Source organism: Arthrobacter sp. NPDC055138, assembly GCF_053607305.1.
Genome location: NZ_JBSGTH010000003.1, coordinates 519,152 through 533,875, shown reverse-complemented (window position 1 = coordinate 533,875; position 14,724 = coordinate 519,152). Strand labels below are relative to the sequence as shown.

Here is a 14,724-nt window from a genome sequence, read left to right as displayed (position 1 = left end):
GTCAGTACCCGATGTTGACCGGTACGGCGTTCTGCGCCTGCGTCCCGGCGGGCACCGGAAGGACCGCAACGTCGGCCGAGCCGCCGTTGGTCAGCGTCTGGGCACCGTAGACGGCTTCGCCCGACGCGCTGATTAACCACGCCGCAGGATCGGCGCCGTCGGCCTTGGGGTTCAGCGTCACGGTGGTTCCGGCGGGAACTTTGACCGTCCGTTTCTTCCCCAGTCCACCGTCCACGGCCACCGGGGTAATTTCCAGCTGGGCGTCACCGGACGGCGCACTGAAGGCCATCCGGGAGCTGACGCCGCCGGGGACGACTGCCAGGTGGTTGCCGCCGAGCCGGCCGGTGGCGGGCGCCCAGCCGAAGTCCACCGGCGCCCCTTCCTCGGTTGCCCTGCTGACTCGTGCGGCGGCCGCGATGGAGACATCCGAGCTGACTTCAACGGAATACGTGCCGCCCGGCAATGAATCGAGCGGAACTCTGGTGATGCTGCCGGCGGCCGCAGTGATGACGCCGCCGCCGGGGAGGCTGACCGGTCCGTCCGGGCCAATGACCCGCACTTCAAGGACAGCGTCGGTCACACCCGGTACCGCTACCTCCAGCGCCGGCGCGGCGTTCTGATAGCCGTCCTGTTCGCGGATCTTCCGCGCGAGCTTCTCATCCTGCACGGCGATCCCGGCAACCAGCTGGCGCGTCCCGGCGGGAGCGGATGCCTGCAGCAGTTCGACGCCACCGGGCGTCAGCTGGCGCAGAACGCTCTGTTGGATGAAGCCTGTCACCGGTCCGCCGGAGGACTGGACGCGCACGGCCAGTGATTCCTGGTTGGCGGCCAAACCAGCCAGCACGATGGAGCGGGATTCTCCCGGTGCCACCAGCAGCCCGCGGGTGCCGGCAGCCTGGATCTGTCCCTCGCCGGAGATCAATTCGAGGTTGACCGAGGACGGTGTCTGCGAACTGTTGTGCAGCTTCAGCACGGAGGTGGCACCCACGGTGGTGGAGGCGCCGAGCAGCCAGAAATCGTTGGATGGCGCCATGCAGTTGGCCGCGGCCAGGCCGCGCAGGTCGCCGTCGGAAGCCCGATAGGACATCGCTGCCCCGGCCAGCGCGGTGGTCTCCCCCACCGGGTCGGCCCGCAGCACGGTGGGAGCGGACAACTCCTGCCCGGACACCACGGATGCGACCACCTTGGTCTCGCCGGAGGACTCTTCCGTCGGTTCGGCGATGCGCTTGAGCGGAGTGTCCTCGCCGAGTTCAGCCAGCTCGCTGCCCGGGACATTGCCGCTCAGGTCGCTGAGCACCAGGGCCCGCGCCCTGGTCTGCGCCGTGGTGGAGACGGGGCTGAATTGCGGGTCGGTGGCCTCGGCAGCCGAGTCCAACAGCCGGAGCGGCTCCGGACAGGCTGCGGTGTAGTCGCCAGCCGGGACGGCGGCGGAAACAGGTGGAAGCTCGGTGGCGGCACTCGGCATGTCCGCCAAGCTGCCAGCGGCAACCGCCGCGCCGGTCAGCAGCACTATGCCTGCTCCGGCGATGGCGCCCAGGGTCCGCCGCCCTCCGTCCTGCCGCGCACCGGGGCCGGCGGCACCCTTGGACCTCACCTTCGGTTTGCCCGCAGCGGCGTCGCGGGTGCGGTCCCGCCGTTCGGCCCTCCGGGCGGCCTTGCGGTCGACCGGCTGCTCCGACTCGGCCGGGCGTATGGCCTCGGTCGGCTTGGTTGGCTCGGCCGGCTCGGCCGGCTTGCCTGGCTCGGCCGGCCCGGCAGCGGCCGTTTCAGCAGTCGCTAAGTCAGCCGACTGCGGAGGCGCTGCGTCCGCCGGCGGGGCAGCCTTGGTGGCAGCCAGATTGGCGGCCTCCGCTGCGGCTGGCTTGGACGACTCGGCAGCAGCCGTTTCGGCAGGCGCGGCGTCCGCCGGCTCGGCAGGCACAATTGCTTCCGGCCGGGCCGACTCAGCTGCGGCCGGTTGGGCCTCGGCAGCCGTTTCCTGGTGCGGTGTCATACCGCCTTCGGCTGCTCCGTCCGAGGCTGCCGCCCCGGTCTCTGCTCCTGTCGGATCCGGCTGGTTACCGCGGCCGCCTGTTTCGGTCATCGTTGCTGTCCTTTTCCGGCCAAGGCTGCCGTGGCGCCGTCGTCCGGGTCTTCGAAAGCTGCACGTTGTAGTTCGGCGGTGCTGGCATCGGCCCCGGTGGTTTTGATGTGGTCGATCCGGCGCGGCGTGAACCGCCGACGGGCCGGTATCGGGATGGCCAGCAAGACGGTCAGTCCAATAGCGAGCACCTGCAGGATACCGATCCACGGCGACCACGGGCTGGCGTAACCGATCTTCACGGTCCCTGCGGCGGCGGGGACCTCGAAGGCCTGCGCCCAGCCGTCCTCCGATGCCTCCAGCCGCTGGCCGTTCAGCGTGGCTGTCCAGCCCGGATCCTTCCTTTCGGCCAGGATCAGCTGTCGTCCGGACTCGCCGGCGGGAATCTCGCCTCCCGCCGCGGTCCAGTCGGACGGAACGGATTGAAGCAGCGTGCCGTTGGCATCAACCAAACGCACCCGCGCCGTCTGCGCCCCGGCCTCCGTGCCGTCGTCGGCAGTCGTCCCCACTACACGCCAGAGCCATCCGGCATCGGTGCGTCCCACGGAGGTCAGCCCGGGAACGGCGTCAATGCGCCCGGCCAGCAGTTCGGCCGCCGTGTCGGATTCCTGCAACACCACGAAGTCAACGCCCAGGCGCACCAGCGACTGCCGCGGATCCACCCCGGTGCCCGCCACGATGACGGCCACAGTATTGCGCAGTTCGGCGTCGGCATCATCGTCGGCACCCACTTCGGCCTCGAGCAGCGGACCGTCCAGCGTCCGTGCCGCATAAATGCTCGAGAGCTGATCGAGGGTAGTTCCGGCACCGTGCATCACTGCCGCGGTCACGGTACCGCCGGTCCCCGCGGTCAGTACGAGCGCGCGCGCCTGCTCCGGCCCGGTTCCTCGATCAGCGGCCGTGGCCGGGAGCGTGCGGTCGGCACCGGGCGCCACGGACATCTGCGTGCCGAAATCGGTCAGTGAACGGGCCTCGGTGGAGGCAGTGTAGCCGGTGAACTGGGGTACCAGCCAATGCGCCAGGCCCACCACCGGGCCCAGGCCCAGGAGTACGACGGCGGCCACCGCCACCGTGCGCCGCAGGCCGCTGCGCGACCGTCCCCACGAGTCCATTCCCAGCTGCATCCGGTTTCCGGCGATCAGTGCCGCGCCCAGCAGCAGGAACATTGCCACCGAGACGAAGGGACCGGTAAACGGTGTGACCACGGCACCGGGTGCCACCGCGGTGGCCAGCATGGACGAGCCGTAGGAAGCGGCCAGCGCCAGGAAGGCGCCGAGCCAGAGCAGTCGTGCGCGGGCGGCTCCGTCGCCCCCGATTGCGCCGGCCACTGCAAGCACGAGCATCGGCACGGCCGCGACCAGTGCGTAAACCAGCGCCCACGGCCCGTGGGCCAGGTCCTCCAACAGTCCGGCTCCGGCGAGCCCATCGGTGGGGCCGAAGGCCAGCGGGAAGCCCATCAGCTGCTGCCAGAGCGGGGCCGCGTCGAAGGCCATCGGCAGGCCTGGGTCGCTCAACAGCGCCCGCGGCTGGTTCAGTGCGGCAATGACCATGGGCAGGGCAAGCGCCAACGGCGGGACCAGCGACCACCACACGGTCTTGGCCCGGCGGCCCAAGGAGAGCACCAGGATGAGAACGAAGACAACGGCCACCGGCAGCAGCGCCGGCGCGGACGCAGTGATAGCAGCAAGGCAGAGCCCGGCCGCTGCCGCAGCGGTCCATGAAGGATTCCCATTGATTCCGGGCTTGTGCACGGTCTCGTGCGGCAGCAACGGGCGGTTGGCATCGACTCGCTGGACGGCCGAACCGGTGGCCCGCAACAGCCCCAGCACCGCCCACGGGATCAGCAAATGGGCAATCAGCGCGCCCAGGCGTCCAGTACCCAAGGCAACTTGGAACACTGGAACGCTGGCCCAGAAAATAGCGGCCCAGAAGCGCAGGCCGCGCCGCTGCGTGAGAGCCCCGGCAGCAAACCAGGCACCGGCAGCGGCCAGCGGCATGGACAGCATGACCAGCGTCAGGACGGCGGCAGATCCGTTCCCGAGCCCCAGCAATGCCAGGACTGCCAGCACGTAGCCGAAAGGGTCACCGTGCCCGGACATCCCCGAGCCGAGCGAGACCCACCAGCTGGAGGCGTTGTGCCAGATCTCGGCGACGGTCGCGGATACCGGCAGCAAGCCGCCGCCGACGAGTGCTGGTGCGCCGAAGAAGTCGAACATGCCCACCGCGGACACGATGGCCAGCGCGACGGCGGCAACCAGCAGTCCCGTACCGACCCAGTTCCGCGCGGGCGCCGCCAGCGCGGCGAAGTCGTCGGACCCGCCGGTGGGCTGGTCGCTGCTGCCGGCATCCGTGCCGGAACCGTCCCCCACCACGCCGGCGGCGAGTTCGGGGCGGAGGGACTCAGCCAGCGAACGGCGGTAGGACCAGACCTCGCGCTGCGGCACCATCAGCGGACGCACTATCCCCCGCGAGGTCCTGCGGGTCTTCGCCGCCTCCCGCCGGGAGGCAAAGTAGCCGACCGGGCGGAAAAGCGCGACCAGGGTTGCGCCGAGCTGCCGCAGACCGTGCATCGGGTCCTTGGCTACCACTGACGCTAAGAAGCTGTACAGCCCGCCCAGCAGGGCACCAATCCACAAGAACGGCACCTTCCACCACGCCGCGTGCTTCAGGCGCAAATAAATTTGTGCCTTGCGGGCCGCCTTGGCGGTGGTGTGGTCACTGGCCCGGGTGGCATGGCGGACGGCAGCGGTCGGCACCACCACCACCCGGTGGCCGGCCAGCCGGTTCCGCCAGCACAGGTCCAGGTCGTCGCCGGTCCCGGGCAGGGCGGAGTCAAACCCGCCCAGCTGGTCAAAGACGTCACGGCGCACCAGCATTCCGGCGGAATTGACGGCGAAGAAGTCGCTGCGCCCGTTGTACTGGCCCTGGTCCAGCTCATCCAGGTCGATCATGGTCAGCCGTTCGGCCCAGCGGCTCACGGTCAGGCCGACGTCGACCAGCCGGCGCGGGTTGTCCCAGTCCACCTGCTTGCAGCCGGCGATGGTGACCGACGGCGCCGTTTCCACGGCGAGCAGCAGTTCTTCCAGGGCGTCCGGTGCGGGCGCGGAGTCGTCGTGCAGCAGCCACAGCCACTCCTGCGCCGCAGGGTCATCTTCGGCGTGCTTGGGCAGCTCGGCCAGCCCCACCCGCACGGCAGCGCCGAAGCCGGCGCGGCCGGAAGCCGAGGCCACCGGGGCCCCGGCGGGCAGTTGGGCACGCAGCAGGTCCGCGGACGCGTCGGATGACCCGGTGTCGACGCCAAGATAGACATCGGCTGGCCGCGTCTGCTGAGTCAGCGCGGCCAGGGTTTGCGGTAGATAGGAAGCGCCGTTATGGGCAACAACAACGGCGGTGACGCGAACTTGCTGCTGAATTAGAGCGCTCTTTTCCGTAGCCGGCGGCGCTCGCGCTCCGACAGCCCTCCCCAGATGCCGAAACGCTCGTCGTTGGCCAGCGCGTACTCCAGGCACTGGGAGCGCACCGTGCACGCGCCACACACCTTTTTCGCGTCGCGGGTAGAGCCGCCCTTCTCGGGGAAGAACGCCTCCGGATCCGTCTGCGCGCAGAGAGCGTCGGCCTGCCAGCCGAGTTCGCCCTCATCCTCGTAGCCGGTGCCGAAGCCCGGCAAACCGATCCAGAGCGGCTTCTGCGCGGGTTCGGCCTCCGGTTCCCGCAGCAAGCGCGGAGCGGACAGCTCCAGCACATCTGCTTCGGGTTCCTCCGCCAACGCTTCGTGTGCCGCCAGGAACGCGGTAGCCGCGTCCTCAAGCGTCTGTTGGCTGGATTCGCGGAAGCGCTCTGCCGCCGCCGGATCAGCCGGATCCACATACCAATCAGCCGGTACGCCGCGCGATCCCTGCGATGCCGAAGCCTGTGCCTCTAGCTCTCGCCGGTGCGCAATACGTTCTGCCTGCCCCATCAGCCCTCCCGGTGTTGCTGTCCCAGCATGGTGCTAAGTTCGACTCCAGTGCTGGATCTCAGCGCCGAATACGAGAATGCTGTTACACGTTTAATACCTAATTACACGGGTGTAATCCGGTCCAAGTCAAGTGCCGGCGGGAATCTTAGAGACACGCGGGCCCAAATCCGGGCACGCCACGCGAAAATCTTGCCGTCGTGACACACGCCACACTCTCAACAGCTAACGAAACCCCGGCCGCCGCCGCATCACGACAGGCGTCCGCCGGCCGAAGCAGAAGGAACACCGTGAACCCTCCCGCCAGCATCAACGACCTGCTCGCCCGGCTCCGCCCCGACTCCTCCCCCTGTCTGGTCTGGTACGGACCGGCAGGAGAACGCGTCGAGTTGTCCGGCCGGGTCATGGACAACTGGGTGGCCAAGACCGCCAATCTGCTGGCCGAGGAGCTGGACGCCGGCGAAGGAACAACCGTGGGCGTTCGGATGGAGCCGCACTGGCGGTCGCTGGTCTGGGCACTCGCAGCGTGGCAGGCCGGCGCTACCGTCCGGCTGGACACGGCTGGACCTGCCCCGGACGTGCTGGTCTCGGCCGATCCCGGGCAGTTGACCGGAGACAGCATGCACCGGGTGCTGGTAGCCCCGGGGGCACTCCAGCTTCGGTGGCCGGGGGAATTGCCGGACGGCGTCCTGGACTACGCGGCGGAAGTCCGGTCCTATGCAGACGTTTATCTGGGGTTGGACACCCTGCCGGCCGGCGGCGTGGCCTTGGATTACGACGGCGGACACGTCACCTTCGGTCAGCTGCTCGGCCAGCCGGCGCCGGCCCGGATCCTGTTGGTGCCGGCACAGACCGCCTGGCCCGAGGTGCTGGGCGAGGCCCTGGCAACGTGGCAGGGCGGCGGCACTGTGGTCCTGGTGCACGCGGATGTGGAAGTGTCCCAGCGCTTGTTGGACAGTGAGCGGGTCAGCGCCCGGCTCTGAATGATGAACCGCAGGGGCGGCTAGGCCCGTGCCACCTAGCTCCTGGGGGTGCCGGATGCCTGCGGCCCGTCAACCTCTGGAGCCTCCGCCGGCAGCTTGGTCGCCACGTGCTGGCCATGGTGGCTTTCGAAGATTTCCCGGTCATCGGCGAACTCCGGCTCGGCGTCCAACTCCGCGTTGAACACCAGGAAGCGGTAGGCGAAGAACCGCATGACAGTAGCAAGGACGGTGCCGAAGATGCCGGCGAACAAAAGCATGGTGGGTTCGGTGATCTCCAGCGGGTACCGGGCGATCCATACGCAGCCTGCCGAAATGACCATGCCGATGACGTTGATCACGATGAACAACACGAGCTCGCGCAGCGCGTTCGCCTGGCGGCGGTGGCGGAAGGTCCAGTAGCGATTGGCCACCCAGGAAAACAGCGTCGCGACGGAAGCGGAAACAAACCGCGCCTTCACCACGCTGTCGTCCATCGGCCCGTTGATCAGCCACCAGTACACGCCGTTGTCCACGATGAAGGCGATCCCGCCGACGGTGCCGAACTTCGCTACTTCCCGCCAAAAAAGGGAGACTAGGCCGCTGATGCGCTCGGAAATAGTTCGATTCATGATCGAAGGAAGGGCCCTTTCATTCTGGCGCCGGAATCGCGCCGGCCAACGCATCATTGTATTGCCCCAGACTGGACGTTTCCTAGGACATCCCGGCGCGGGTGTGTGCAATGCAGTTCTGCCAGAGCCGGTTCGGTAACCTGACAAGGTGAGTTTTCCAGTAATCGGTGTAGTGGGCGGCGGCCAACTCGCCCGAATGATGGCCCCCTGTGCAGTAGAACTCGGCTTTGAACTGCGGGTTCTGGCCGAAGCCGACGATGTCTCGGCGGTCTCCGCCGTCGCCAAGGCGCCGGTCGGCGACTACCGGGACCTGCAGGCGCTGCGCGACTTCGCCCAAGGCCTGGACGTGCTGACGTTCGACCACGAGCACGTTCCGACTGAACACCTGCAGGCCCTGATTGCCGAGGGCGTGAACGTGCAGCCGCATCCTGACGCGCTGATCCATGCGCAGGACAAGCTGGTCATGCGTGAGGTGGTGGACAAGCTTGGGCTGCCGAATCCAGCCTGGGATTCCGTCTCCACAGTCGACGAGCTCGTGGCTTTCGGTGCGCTGACCGGCTGGCCGGTGGTACTCAAGACGCCGCGGGGAGGTTACGACGGCAAAGGCGTGCGGATCATCCAGGATGCCGCCGCGGCCGCAGACGCAGCGGACTGGTTTACCGGCGGCGCGCTGCTGGTCGAGGAGAAGGTCGATTTCAGCCGGGAGCTCTCGGCGCTGGTGGCCAGGACACCGTCCGGCGAGGCCCGGGCCTGGCCGGTGGTCCACACGATTCAAGTGGACGGGGTCTGCGACGAAGTCATCGCCCCGGCGCTGGATCTGCCGGACGAAGTCGCCGAGGCTGCCCAGCAGGCCGCGCTACAACTGGCCGACGAGCTCGGCGTAACCGGCGTCATGGCCGCCGAATTGTTCGCCACGCCCGGCCGCGGTGCCGGCTTCGTGATCAACGAACTGGCCATGCGCCCGCACAACACCGGTCACTGGACCCAGGACGGCTCCGTCACCAGCCAGTTCGAGCAGCATCTGCGGGCGGTCTTGGACCTGCCGCTGGGCGACACCGGGGTGCTCGGCGGCGTCGTCGTGATGAAGAACTACCTGGGTGGCGCGAATACGGATTTGTTCGCGGCCTACCCGCGCGCGCTGGCGGCCGAGCCTGCCGCCAAGGTCCATGGCTACGGCAAGTCGGTCCGCCCGGGCCGCAAGATCGGCCATGTTAACGTGGTGGGCCGGGACGCGTCCCAGGTGGAGGATTTGCGAAGGCGCGCGGACCGCGTTGCCTCGATCATCCGAGATGGTGTGGATCCCCAGGAAGGCAAGCCATGAGCCAACAGCCGATAGTCGGCGTCGTGATGGGTTCGGATTCCGACTGGCCCGTGATGGAAGCAGCCGCCCAGGCACTGGAGGAATTCGGCATCCCGTACGAGGCGGACGTCGTCTCGGCGCACCGGATGCCGGAAGACATGATCAGCTACGGCAGGGAAGCACATACCCGCGGCCTGCGCATCATCATCGCCGGCGCCGGCGGTGCCGCGCACCTGCCCGGCATGCTCGCCTCGGTGACGCCGCTTCCGGTGATCGGCGTACCGGTGCCGCTGAAGTATCTGGACGGCATGGACTCCCTGCTCTCCATCGTGCAGATGCCCGCCGGCGTTCCGGTGGCAACCGTGTCCGTCGGCGGAGCCCGCAATGCAGGGCTGCTGGCCGTGCGAATGCTGGCCGCCGGCGGCGATGCGCTGGCCGAACAACTGCAGCCCGCCCTGTTGGAGTTCGCCTCCGGCCTGCGGCAGGCCGCCTATGACAAGGGAGCCGCCCTGCGCGAGCGTGTCGCCGGCTCCGGCGGGGCCTAGCCGGTGAGTCCCCAGCCGACCACCCGGCCGTCCGGCGCGTCGGCCCGCGGAATAACGGATCCGGTCCGTTACCCGCAGCATGCCTCGGCGCCCGTGCGGACCAAACGCGCCTTCGTCCTGCTGCTGCTGACCTTGCTTATCCCGGGCAGCGCGCAACTGGTGGCCGGGGACCGAGCGCTGGGCCGGCGCGCACTGGCAGTGACACTCCTGGTCTGGGCGGCCATCCTGGCAGCGGGCGTCGTGGCCCTGGTGGACTGGCCGCTGCTGGTGAATCTCGCCACCGGCCGCTGGAGTTCGCTGGTGCTGGTGGTGGTGCTGGCCGCGCTGGCGCTGTTCTGGGCTTTCCTGTTCCTGAACACGCTGCGCATCATCAGGCCCAACCTGCTGGCCCCGGGCGCCAAGCCCGCGGTGGCGGTGGCATTGGCCGTCCTGATGGTGGTGACCAGCGGCAGCTTGGGCTACGCCGCCTATCTGCTCAACGTCAGCCGCAATGCCTTCGGCAACATCTTCGAAACCCGGCCGGCGTTCGACCCGGTCGACGGCCGCTACAACTTCTTGCTGATGGGCGGCGACGCCGGCGCGGGACGGGTCGGGCTGCGCCCGGACAGCATCCAGGTGGTCAGCGTGAACGCGGAGACCGGACACACCGTCATGTTCGGCATCCCGCGGAACTTCCAAAACGCCCCGTTCCCGGCCGACTCCCCCATGCACGAGGTCTACCCCGAGGGCTTCGACTGCGGCGACGAGTGCATCATCAACGCCCTGTACGTGGACGTGGAGCAAAACCACGCCGACCGCTACCCGGACGCCAAGAACCCCGGTGCCGAAGCCATGAAGGACGCCGTCAGCGGCATCCTGGGCATCGACATCCAGGCCTACGCACTGGTGGACATGGGTGGCTTCGAGGCCCTGGTGGACGCGATGGGCGGCATTACCGTTGACGCCGGCGGCTGGGTGCCGATCTCCAACAAGACCATTCCGGGAACCAATCAGCACTACCCGCCCAAGGGCTGGATCGCCCCGGGCGTCCAGAAGCTCGACGGCTTCCACGCGCTCTGGTACGCCCGCTCCCGCGAGTTCGCCACCGACTACGACCGCGTCCAGCGCCAGCAGTGCGTGATGTCGGCCATGGTCAACCAGCTGGACCCGGCCACCGTGCTGACCCGGTTCCAGCAGCTGGCCGAGGCCGGCGAGCAGGTCGTGGAAACAGACATCCCCAGTTCCCAGCTGGGCAGTTTCGTCTCGCTGGCGCTCAAGGCCAAGGACCAGAAGACGGACCGGCTGACCATTGGCCCGCCGGACTTCGGTACGGCGGCGGACAACTTCGTCACCTACCCGGACTTCTCCAAGATCCACCCGCGGGTTCAACAGTTGTTCACCCAGGAAACGGAGACTGACAAGAAGGCCTCCAAGAACGACGGCGGCGGCTCCGGCGGCGGGAAATCCTCCAGCGGAGGTGCCAAACAGCCGAAGAAGTCCACGCCGGAACCGGCGGACACACCGGAGGCAGCGGATCCCCAGATCACCGAGGAGTATCTCCAGCAGCTGGCCGAGATTGGCGACACCGCTACGATCGGCTCCCTGCTGGCCGACAACGGCAAGTGCTCGCTCCCCTGATCCTGGCGTTCCGGTGAGGCCGGGTCCTGCCGGGACGACTGACCGTTCTGGCTGACCGGGCCGGGCGGGTGTTCTGGCAGGATCATTTTTCACACACGGACCAGGAAGAGGCTTCAAGATGTACCGGTTGACCAATGTATTGCGCCCCTACGCGTGGGGTTCGACGACGGCGATCGCCGAGCTGTTCGGCCGCGAACCCTCCGGCGGCCCGGAAGCCGAACTCTGGATCGGCGCACATCCCGACTCCCCCTCCACGGTGCAGCTGGCCGACGGCGACCGGCCGCTGGACGAATTCATCAAGGAGAATCCGGGCGCCACGCTCGGCGAACCGGTGCTGGGCCTGTTTGGCGCCACACTGCCGTTCCTGACCAAGGTCCTGGCGGCCGATTCGGCCCTCTCGCTTCAGGTCCACCCCACACTGGAGCAGGCAAAGTCCGGATTCGCCGCGGAGAACGCGGCCGGCATCTCCTTCAACGACGCACAACGCAGCTACCGGGACGACAACCACAAGCCGGAGATGATCTTTGCGCTCAGCGATTTCCAGGCGCTGTGTGGTTTCCGTCCCCCGCGCGACGCGGCCCGGCTGCTGGCCGGCCTTCGGCCGAAGCTGGCGGAGGCCGGCGCCAGCCTAGACTTGCTGGACGAAGTGCTGCAGCTGCTGGACACCGCCGACGAGGAAGCGGCCCTGCGCGGCGCCTTCGTGGCCTTGGTCGACGGCGGGGACCGTTCCACCGGGCTGGCCGTGGACACGGCCCGCGTACTGGCGGCTGCGCCGGCTGGAAGCCTGGGCAACGAATACGCAGCGGCCGCGCGTCTGGCAGAACTCTATCCGGGCGATCCCGGGGCCTTGATCTCGCTGCTGCTCAACCTGGTCACCCTCTCCCCTGGCCAGGCGCTGTGCCTGCCGGCCGGGAACATCCATGCCTACCTGCAGGGCCTCGGCGTGGAGGTCATGGCCACCTCGGACAACGTGCTGCGCGGCGGCCTCACGCCCAAGTACATCAACGTGCCGGAGCTGGTGAAAATCACCGACTTCCGCCCCATCACCCCACCGTTCGTGGAACGGACCACCACCGATGCCGGCCAGGAACTGTATTGCCCGCCATTTGCCGAATTCCAGCTCCAGCGCATTGAACTGTCCGACGGCGGCAGCCCCGTTCCGCTGGCCCAGCACGGTCCCGCCATCGTACTGGCGGTCTCCGGAAGCGTGCTGCTGGACTCCCCGAGATCAGACCTGACGATCCGCCGCGGCGAGGCCGCCTTCATTCCCGCCGCCGAACAGCCGGTGAACGTCCATCCGGCCGGCGGATCCGGAGCCGGTGCCGTGCTTTTTGCGGTCACCACTTCGGGCAGCACACATGAATTCGACGAACAACGAACGGGAGCAACACTTTGACCGCTTCGATCCTCCAGTCCGAGCCGTGGGCCCGCTTCCAACGGAGCCTGGGCAAAGAGGTCTTTGAACGCAGCGGAGACGGCTGGGCCTATTTGGCCATCATGGAAAAGACGCCGCTGGGGCGCTTCCTGTACGTCCCCTACGGCCCCGCGGCCGCAGACCACGCGGCTTTGGTCCGCGCCCTGGCCGCCCTGCGTTCCCTAGCTGCCGAGCAACACGCCCACTACGTGCGGATCGAACCGGTGGGCACCGACCTCGGGCAACGGCCGCAGGCGGCGTTGCAGTCGCTGGGTCTGGTCAAGGCCCCGGTGGATGTCCAGCCGAAGCTGACCTGGATGCTGGACCTCAAGCAGCCTGAAGAGGAGTTGCTGGCCGGTATGCGCAGCACCAGCCGAAACCTCTACCGCAACATCCACAAGAAAGGCGTCACCTTCGACGTCTCCTCCGACCCCGAAGACATCGGTATCCTGCTGGGATTCCTGCACGACGTCTCCGAGCGCGCAGAGTTCAAGGCCCAGTCCGATGACTATCTGCGCGAGGCTGCCCGGAACCTGGTACCGGCCGGTGCGGCCAAAATCTTCACCGCACGCTTGGACGGCAAGCCGATCGCGGCAGCGCTCTCCTACGACACGGAGTCCACCCGGGTCTACGCGCACGCCGCTGCCGACGATGCCCACCGCAAGCTCAATGCAGGGATTCCGCTGGTGGTCACGATGATGATGGATGCCCGCGCCGCCGGCATCGAGCGCTTCGACATGTGGGGCGTCAGCCCGGAAGACGAGCCCGACCATCAATGGGCCGGGTTCTCACGGTTCAAACGATCCTTCGGCGGCTACGAGGTCAGCTACCCGGGCAGCTGGGACCTGCCGGTCAACCAGCTGATGTACCGGGCCTACCTGCTCACCCGGCGGGCCCGCGAGGCGGCCGGACCCGCGGTGCACAAGGCGCGCACCGCCGTGCTGCCGGCGGTGCAGAAGGCGGGCAACGCCGTCGTGCCGTCGCTTCGGAAGCTGCGGGCCAAGCTGCCGCGCTGAGCCGGCACGCGCTTTCCCCGTCAGCCATACCGGCAGGAAGCCGCAAAAACCCCGCACCGGCCTGGGCCGGTGCGGGGTTTTCGTTGTGCTGAGAGCCTCCGCGCTGCGCCGAGGCGGTCCGCTAGAGCTTCCGCTCGAAGCGGTCCCACTTGTATTCCTGGTGCTCGCCCTCGACAAACCGGATGGTGCCGGACTTCGAGCGCATCACGATCGACTGGGTCAGGACCTTGTGGTTCTTGTACCGGACGCCGCGCAGCAGGTCGCCGTCGGTGATGCCGGTGGCCACAAAGAAGCAGTTATCGCTGGTGACCAGGTCATCGGTGGTCAACACGCGGTCCAGATCGTGGCCGGCGTCAATGGCCTTCTGCTTTTCCTCGTCGCTGGTGGGCCAGAGCCGGCCCTGGATCACGCCGCCCAACGACTTGATGGCGCAGGCCGTGACGATGCCCTCCGGGGTGCCGCCGATGCCCATCAGGACGTCGACATCGGTGCCTTCACGGGCGGCTGCGATGCCGCCGGCAACGTCACCGTCCATGATGAACTTGGTGCGCGCACCGGCGGCGCGGATCTCCTCCACGTACGGCTTGTGCCGGTCGCGGTCCAGGATCATCACGTTGATCTGGTTGATCTTCTTGTTCTTGGCCTTGGCGATCAGGTGCAGGTTCTGTTTGATGGGCAGGCGCAGGTCCACCAGATCGGCCGCTTCGGGGCCGGTGACCAGCTTCTCCATGTAGAAAACGGCCGAAGGGTCGAACATGGTGCCGCGCTCGGAGACGGCCAGCACGGACAGCGCGTTGTTGATGCCCAGCGCCGTCAGCCGGGTGCCGTCGATCGGATCCACGGCGACGTCGCACTCGGCGCCGGTGCCGTCGCCGACCTTTTCGCCGTTGAACAGCATCGGGGCTTCGTCCTTTTCGCCCTCGCCGATGACCACCACGCCGTTGAAGCTGACGGTGGACAGGAACGCCCGCATGGCGTCCACGGCCGCGCCGTCGGCGCCGTTCTTGTCTCCGTAGCCCACCCAGTGGCCGCCGGCGATCGCCGCGGCTTCGGTGACGCGCACCAGTTCCAGGGCCAGGTTGCGGTCCGGCTCGTTGTCACCGACACGCATCGACGGCGGGAAGTTGGAAAAGGGATCAGCCTGGGCTTCGTGGGACACTTCGACCTCATCTTCGAGTAGCTCTTCAGACAACACCGGCTGTGGTG

Annotated in this window: 11 protein-coding genes; 6 read left to right on the top strand and 5 right to left on the bottom strand. The window is 68.0% G+C overall.

What is annotated here, in order from left to right; all coding sequences use genetic code 11:
- Window position 1 precedes the first annotated feature (1 nt).
- From ACWF5H_RS10630 to ACWF5H_RS10620, 3 genes are read right to left on the bottom strand one after another with little or no spacing between them, the layout of a single operon-like run.
- Complete coding sequence (locus ACWF5H_RS10630) at window positions 2-2,083, bottom strand: DUF5719 family protein (RefSeq protein ID WP_452036701.1); 2,082 nt, start codon at window positions 2,081-2,083, stop codon at window positions 2-4.
- The gene (locus tag ACWF5H_RS10625) at window positions 2,080-5,589 is read right to left on the bottom strand and encodes a glycosyltransferase family 2 protein (protein WP_452036700.1); all 3,510 of its coding nucleotides are present in this window, start codon (window positions 5,587-5,589) and stop codon (window positions 2,080-2,082) included. Before ACWF5H_RS10625 ends, ACWF5H_RS10630 begins: the two co-directional genes overlap by 4 nt.
- Window positions 5,493-6,038 carry a WhiB family transcriptional regulator gene (locus ACWF5H_RS10620; RefSeq protein WP_127511942.1) on the bottom strand — a complete coding sequence of 182 codons (546 nt, stop codon included), beginning with the start codon at window positions 6,036-6,038 and terminating at the stop codon, window positions 5,493-5,495. The genes ACWF5H_RS10625 and ACWF5H_RS10620 overlap by 97 nt, the downstream gene beginning before the upstream one ends.
- A gap of 287 nt (window positions 6,039-6,325) precedes the next feature.
- On the opposite strand from ACWF5H_RS10620, the gene ACWF5H_RS10615 reads away from it, so the two are divergent.
- On the top strand, window positions 6,326-7,018 hold the full coding sequence (locus tag ACWF5H_RS10615; protein ID WP_452036699.1) for a TIGR03089 family protein: 693 nt from the start codon (window positions 6,326-6,328) through the stop codon (window positions 7,016-7,018).
- A 35-nt stretch (window positions 7,019-7,053) separates the two neighbouring features.
- Here the strand turns inward: ACWF5H_RS10615 and ACWF5H_RS10610 are convergent, their stop codons facing one another.
- Window positions 7,054-7,626, bottom strand: a complete 573-nt coding sequence (locus ACWF5H_RS10610; RefSeq protein WP_452036698.1) for a GtrA family protein — start codon at window positions 7,624-7,626, stop codon at window positions 7,054-7,056.
- Between the two features lie 196 nt (window positions 7,627-7,822).
- On the opposite strand from ACWF5H_RS10610, the gene ACWF5H_RS10605 reads away from it, so the two are divergent.
- The 5 genes from ACWF5H_RS10605 to ACWF5H_RS10585 all read left to right on the top strand — a co-directional run bounded on the left by ACWF5H_RS10605 (window position 7,823) and on the right by ACWF5H_RS10585 (window position 13,518).
- A complete protein-coding gene (locus ACWF5H_RS10605; protein ID WP_452036741.1) occupies window positions 7,823-8,947 on the top strand; it encodes a 5-(carboxyamino)imidazole ribonucleotide synthase in 1,125 nt (374 codons plus the stop codon).
- Window positions 8,944-9,471, top strand: a complete 528-nt coding sequence (gene purE, locus ACWF5H_RS10600) for a 5-(carboxyamino)imidazole ribonucleotide mutase (protein ID WP_364646985.1) — start codon at window positions 8,944-8,946, stop codon at window positions 9,469-9,471. Before ACWF5H_RS10605 ends, purE begins: the two co-directional genes overlap by 4 nt.
- Window positions 9,472-9,474: 3 nt before the next feature.
- Window positions 9,475-11,088 (top strand): LCP family protein, encoded by a 1,614-nt coding sequence (locus ACWF5H_RS10595; protein ID WP_452036697.1) that lies wholly within the window; start codon window positions 9,475-9,477, stop codon window positions 11,086-11,088.
- Window positions 11,089-11,206: 118 nt separating this feature from the next.
- Window positions 11,207-12,484, top strand: a complete 1,278-nt coding sequence (gene manA, locus ACWF5H_RS10590) for a mannose-6-phosphate isomerase, class I (RefSeq protein WP_452036696.1) — start codon at window positions 11,207-11,209, stop codon at window positions 12,482-12,484.
- Window positions 12,481-13,518 (top strand): lipid II:glycine glycyltransferase FemX, encoded by a 1,038-nt coding sequence (locus tag ACWF5H_RS10585; RefSeq protein ID WP_452036695.1) that lies wholly within the window; start codon window positions 12,481-12,483, stop codon window positions 13,516-13,518. The genes manA and ACWF5H_RS10585 overlap by 4 nt, the downstream gene beginning before the upstream one ends.
- 121 nt (window positions 13,519-13,639) lie before the next feature.
- Here ACWF5H_RS10585 and glpX read toward each other — a convergent pair whose 3' ends face one another.
- Window positions 13,640-14,629: a class II fructose-bisphosphatase gene (gene glpX / locus ACWF5H_RS10580; RefSeq protein ID WP_136784558.1), complete on the bottom strand. Its 990-nt coding sequence runs from the start codon at window positions 14,627-14,629 to the stop codon at window positions 13,640-13,642.
- Between the last annotated feature and the right edge of the window lie 95 nt (window positions 14,630-14,724).

Coding starts and splice junctions, on each gene's coding strand:
- glpX (WP_136784558.1), bottom strand. CDS start 14,629: ATGCGTGTCGGTGACAACGAGCCGGACCGCAACCTGGCCCTGGAACTG.
- ACWF5H_RS10605 (WP_452036741.1), top strand. CDS start 7,823: ATGATGGCCCCCTGTGCAGTAGAACTCGGCTTTGAACTGCGGGTTCTG.
- ACWF5H_RS10630 (WP_452036701.1), bottom strand. CDS start 2,083: ATGACCGAAACAGGCGGCCGCGGTAACCAGCCGGATCCGACAGGAGCA.
- manA (WP_452036696.1), top strand. CDS start 11,207: ATGTACCGGTTGACCAATGTATTGCGCCCCTACGCGTGGGGTTCGACG.
- ACWF5H_RS10620 (WP_127511942.1), bottom strand. CDS start 6,038: ATGGGGCAGGCAGAACGTATTGCGCACCGGCGAGAGCTAGAGGCACAG.
- purE (WP_364646985.1), top strand. CDS start 8,944: ATGAGCCAACAGCCGATAGTCGGCGTCGTGATGGGTTCGGATTCCGAC.
- ACWF5H_RS10610 (WP_452036698.1), bottom strand. CDS start 7,626: ATGAATCGAACTATTTCCGAGCGCATCAGCGGCCTAGTCTCCCTTTTT.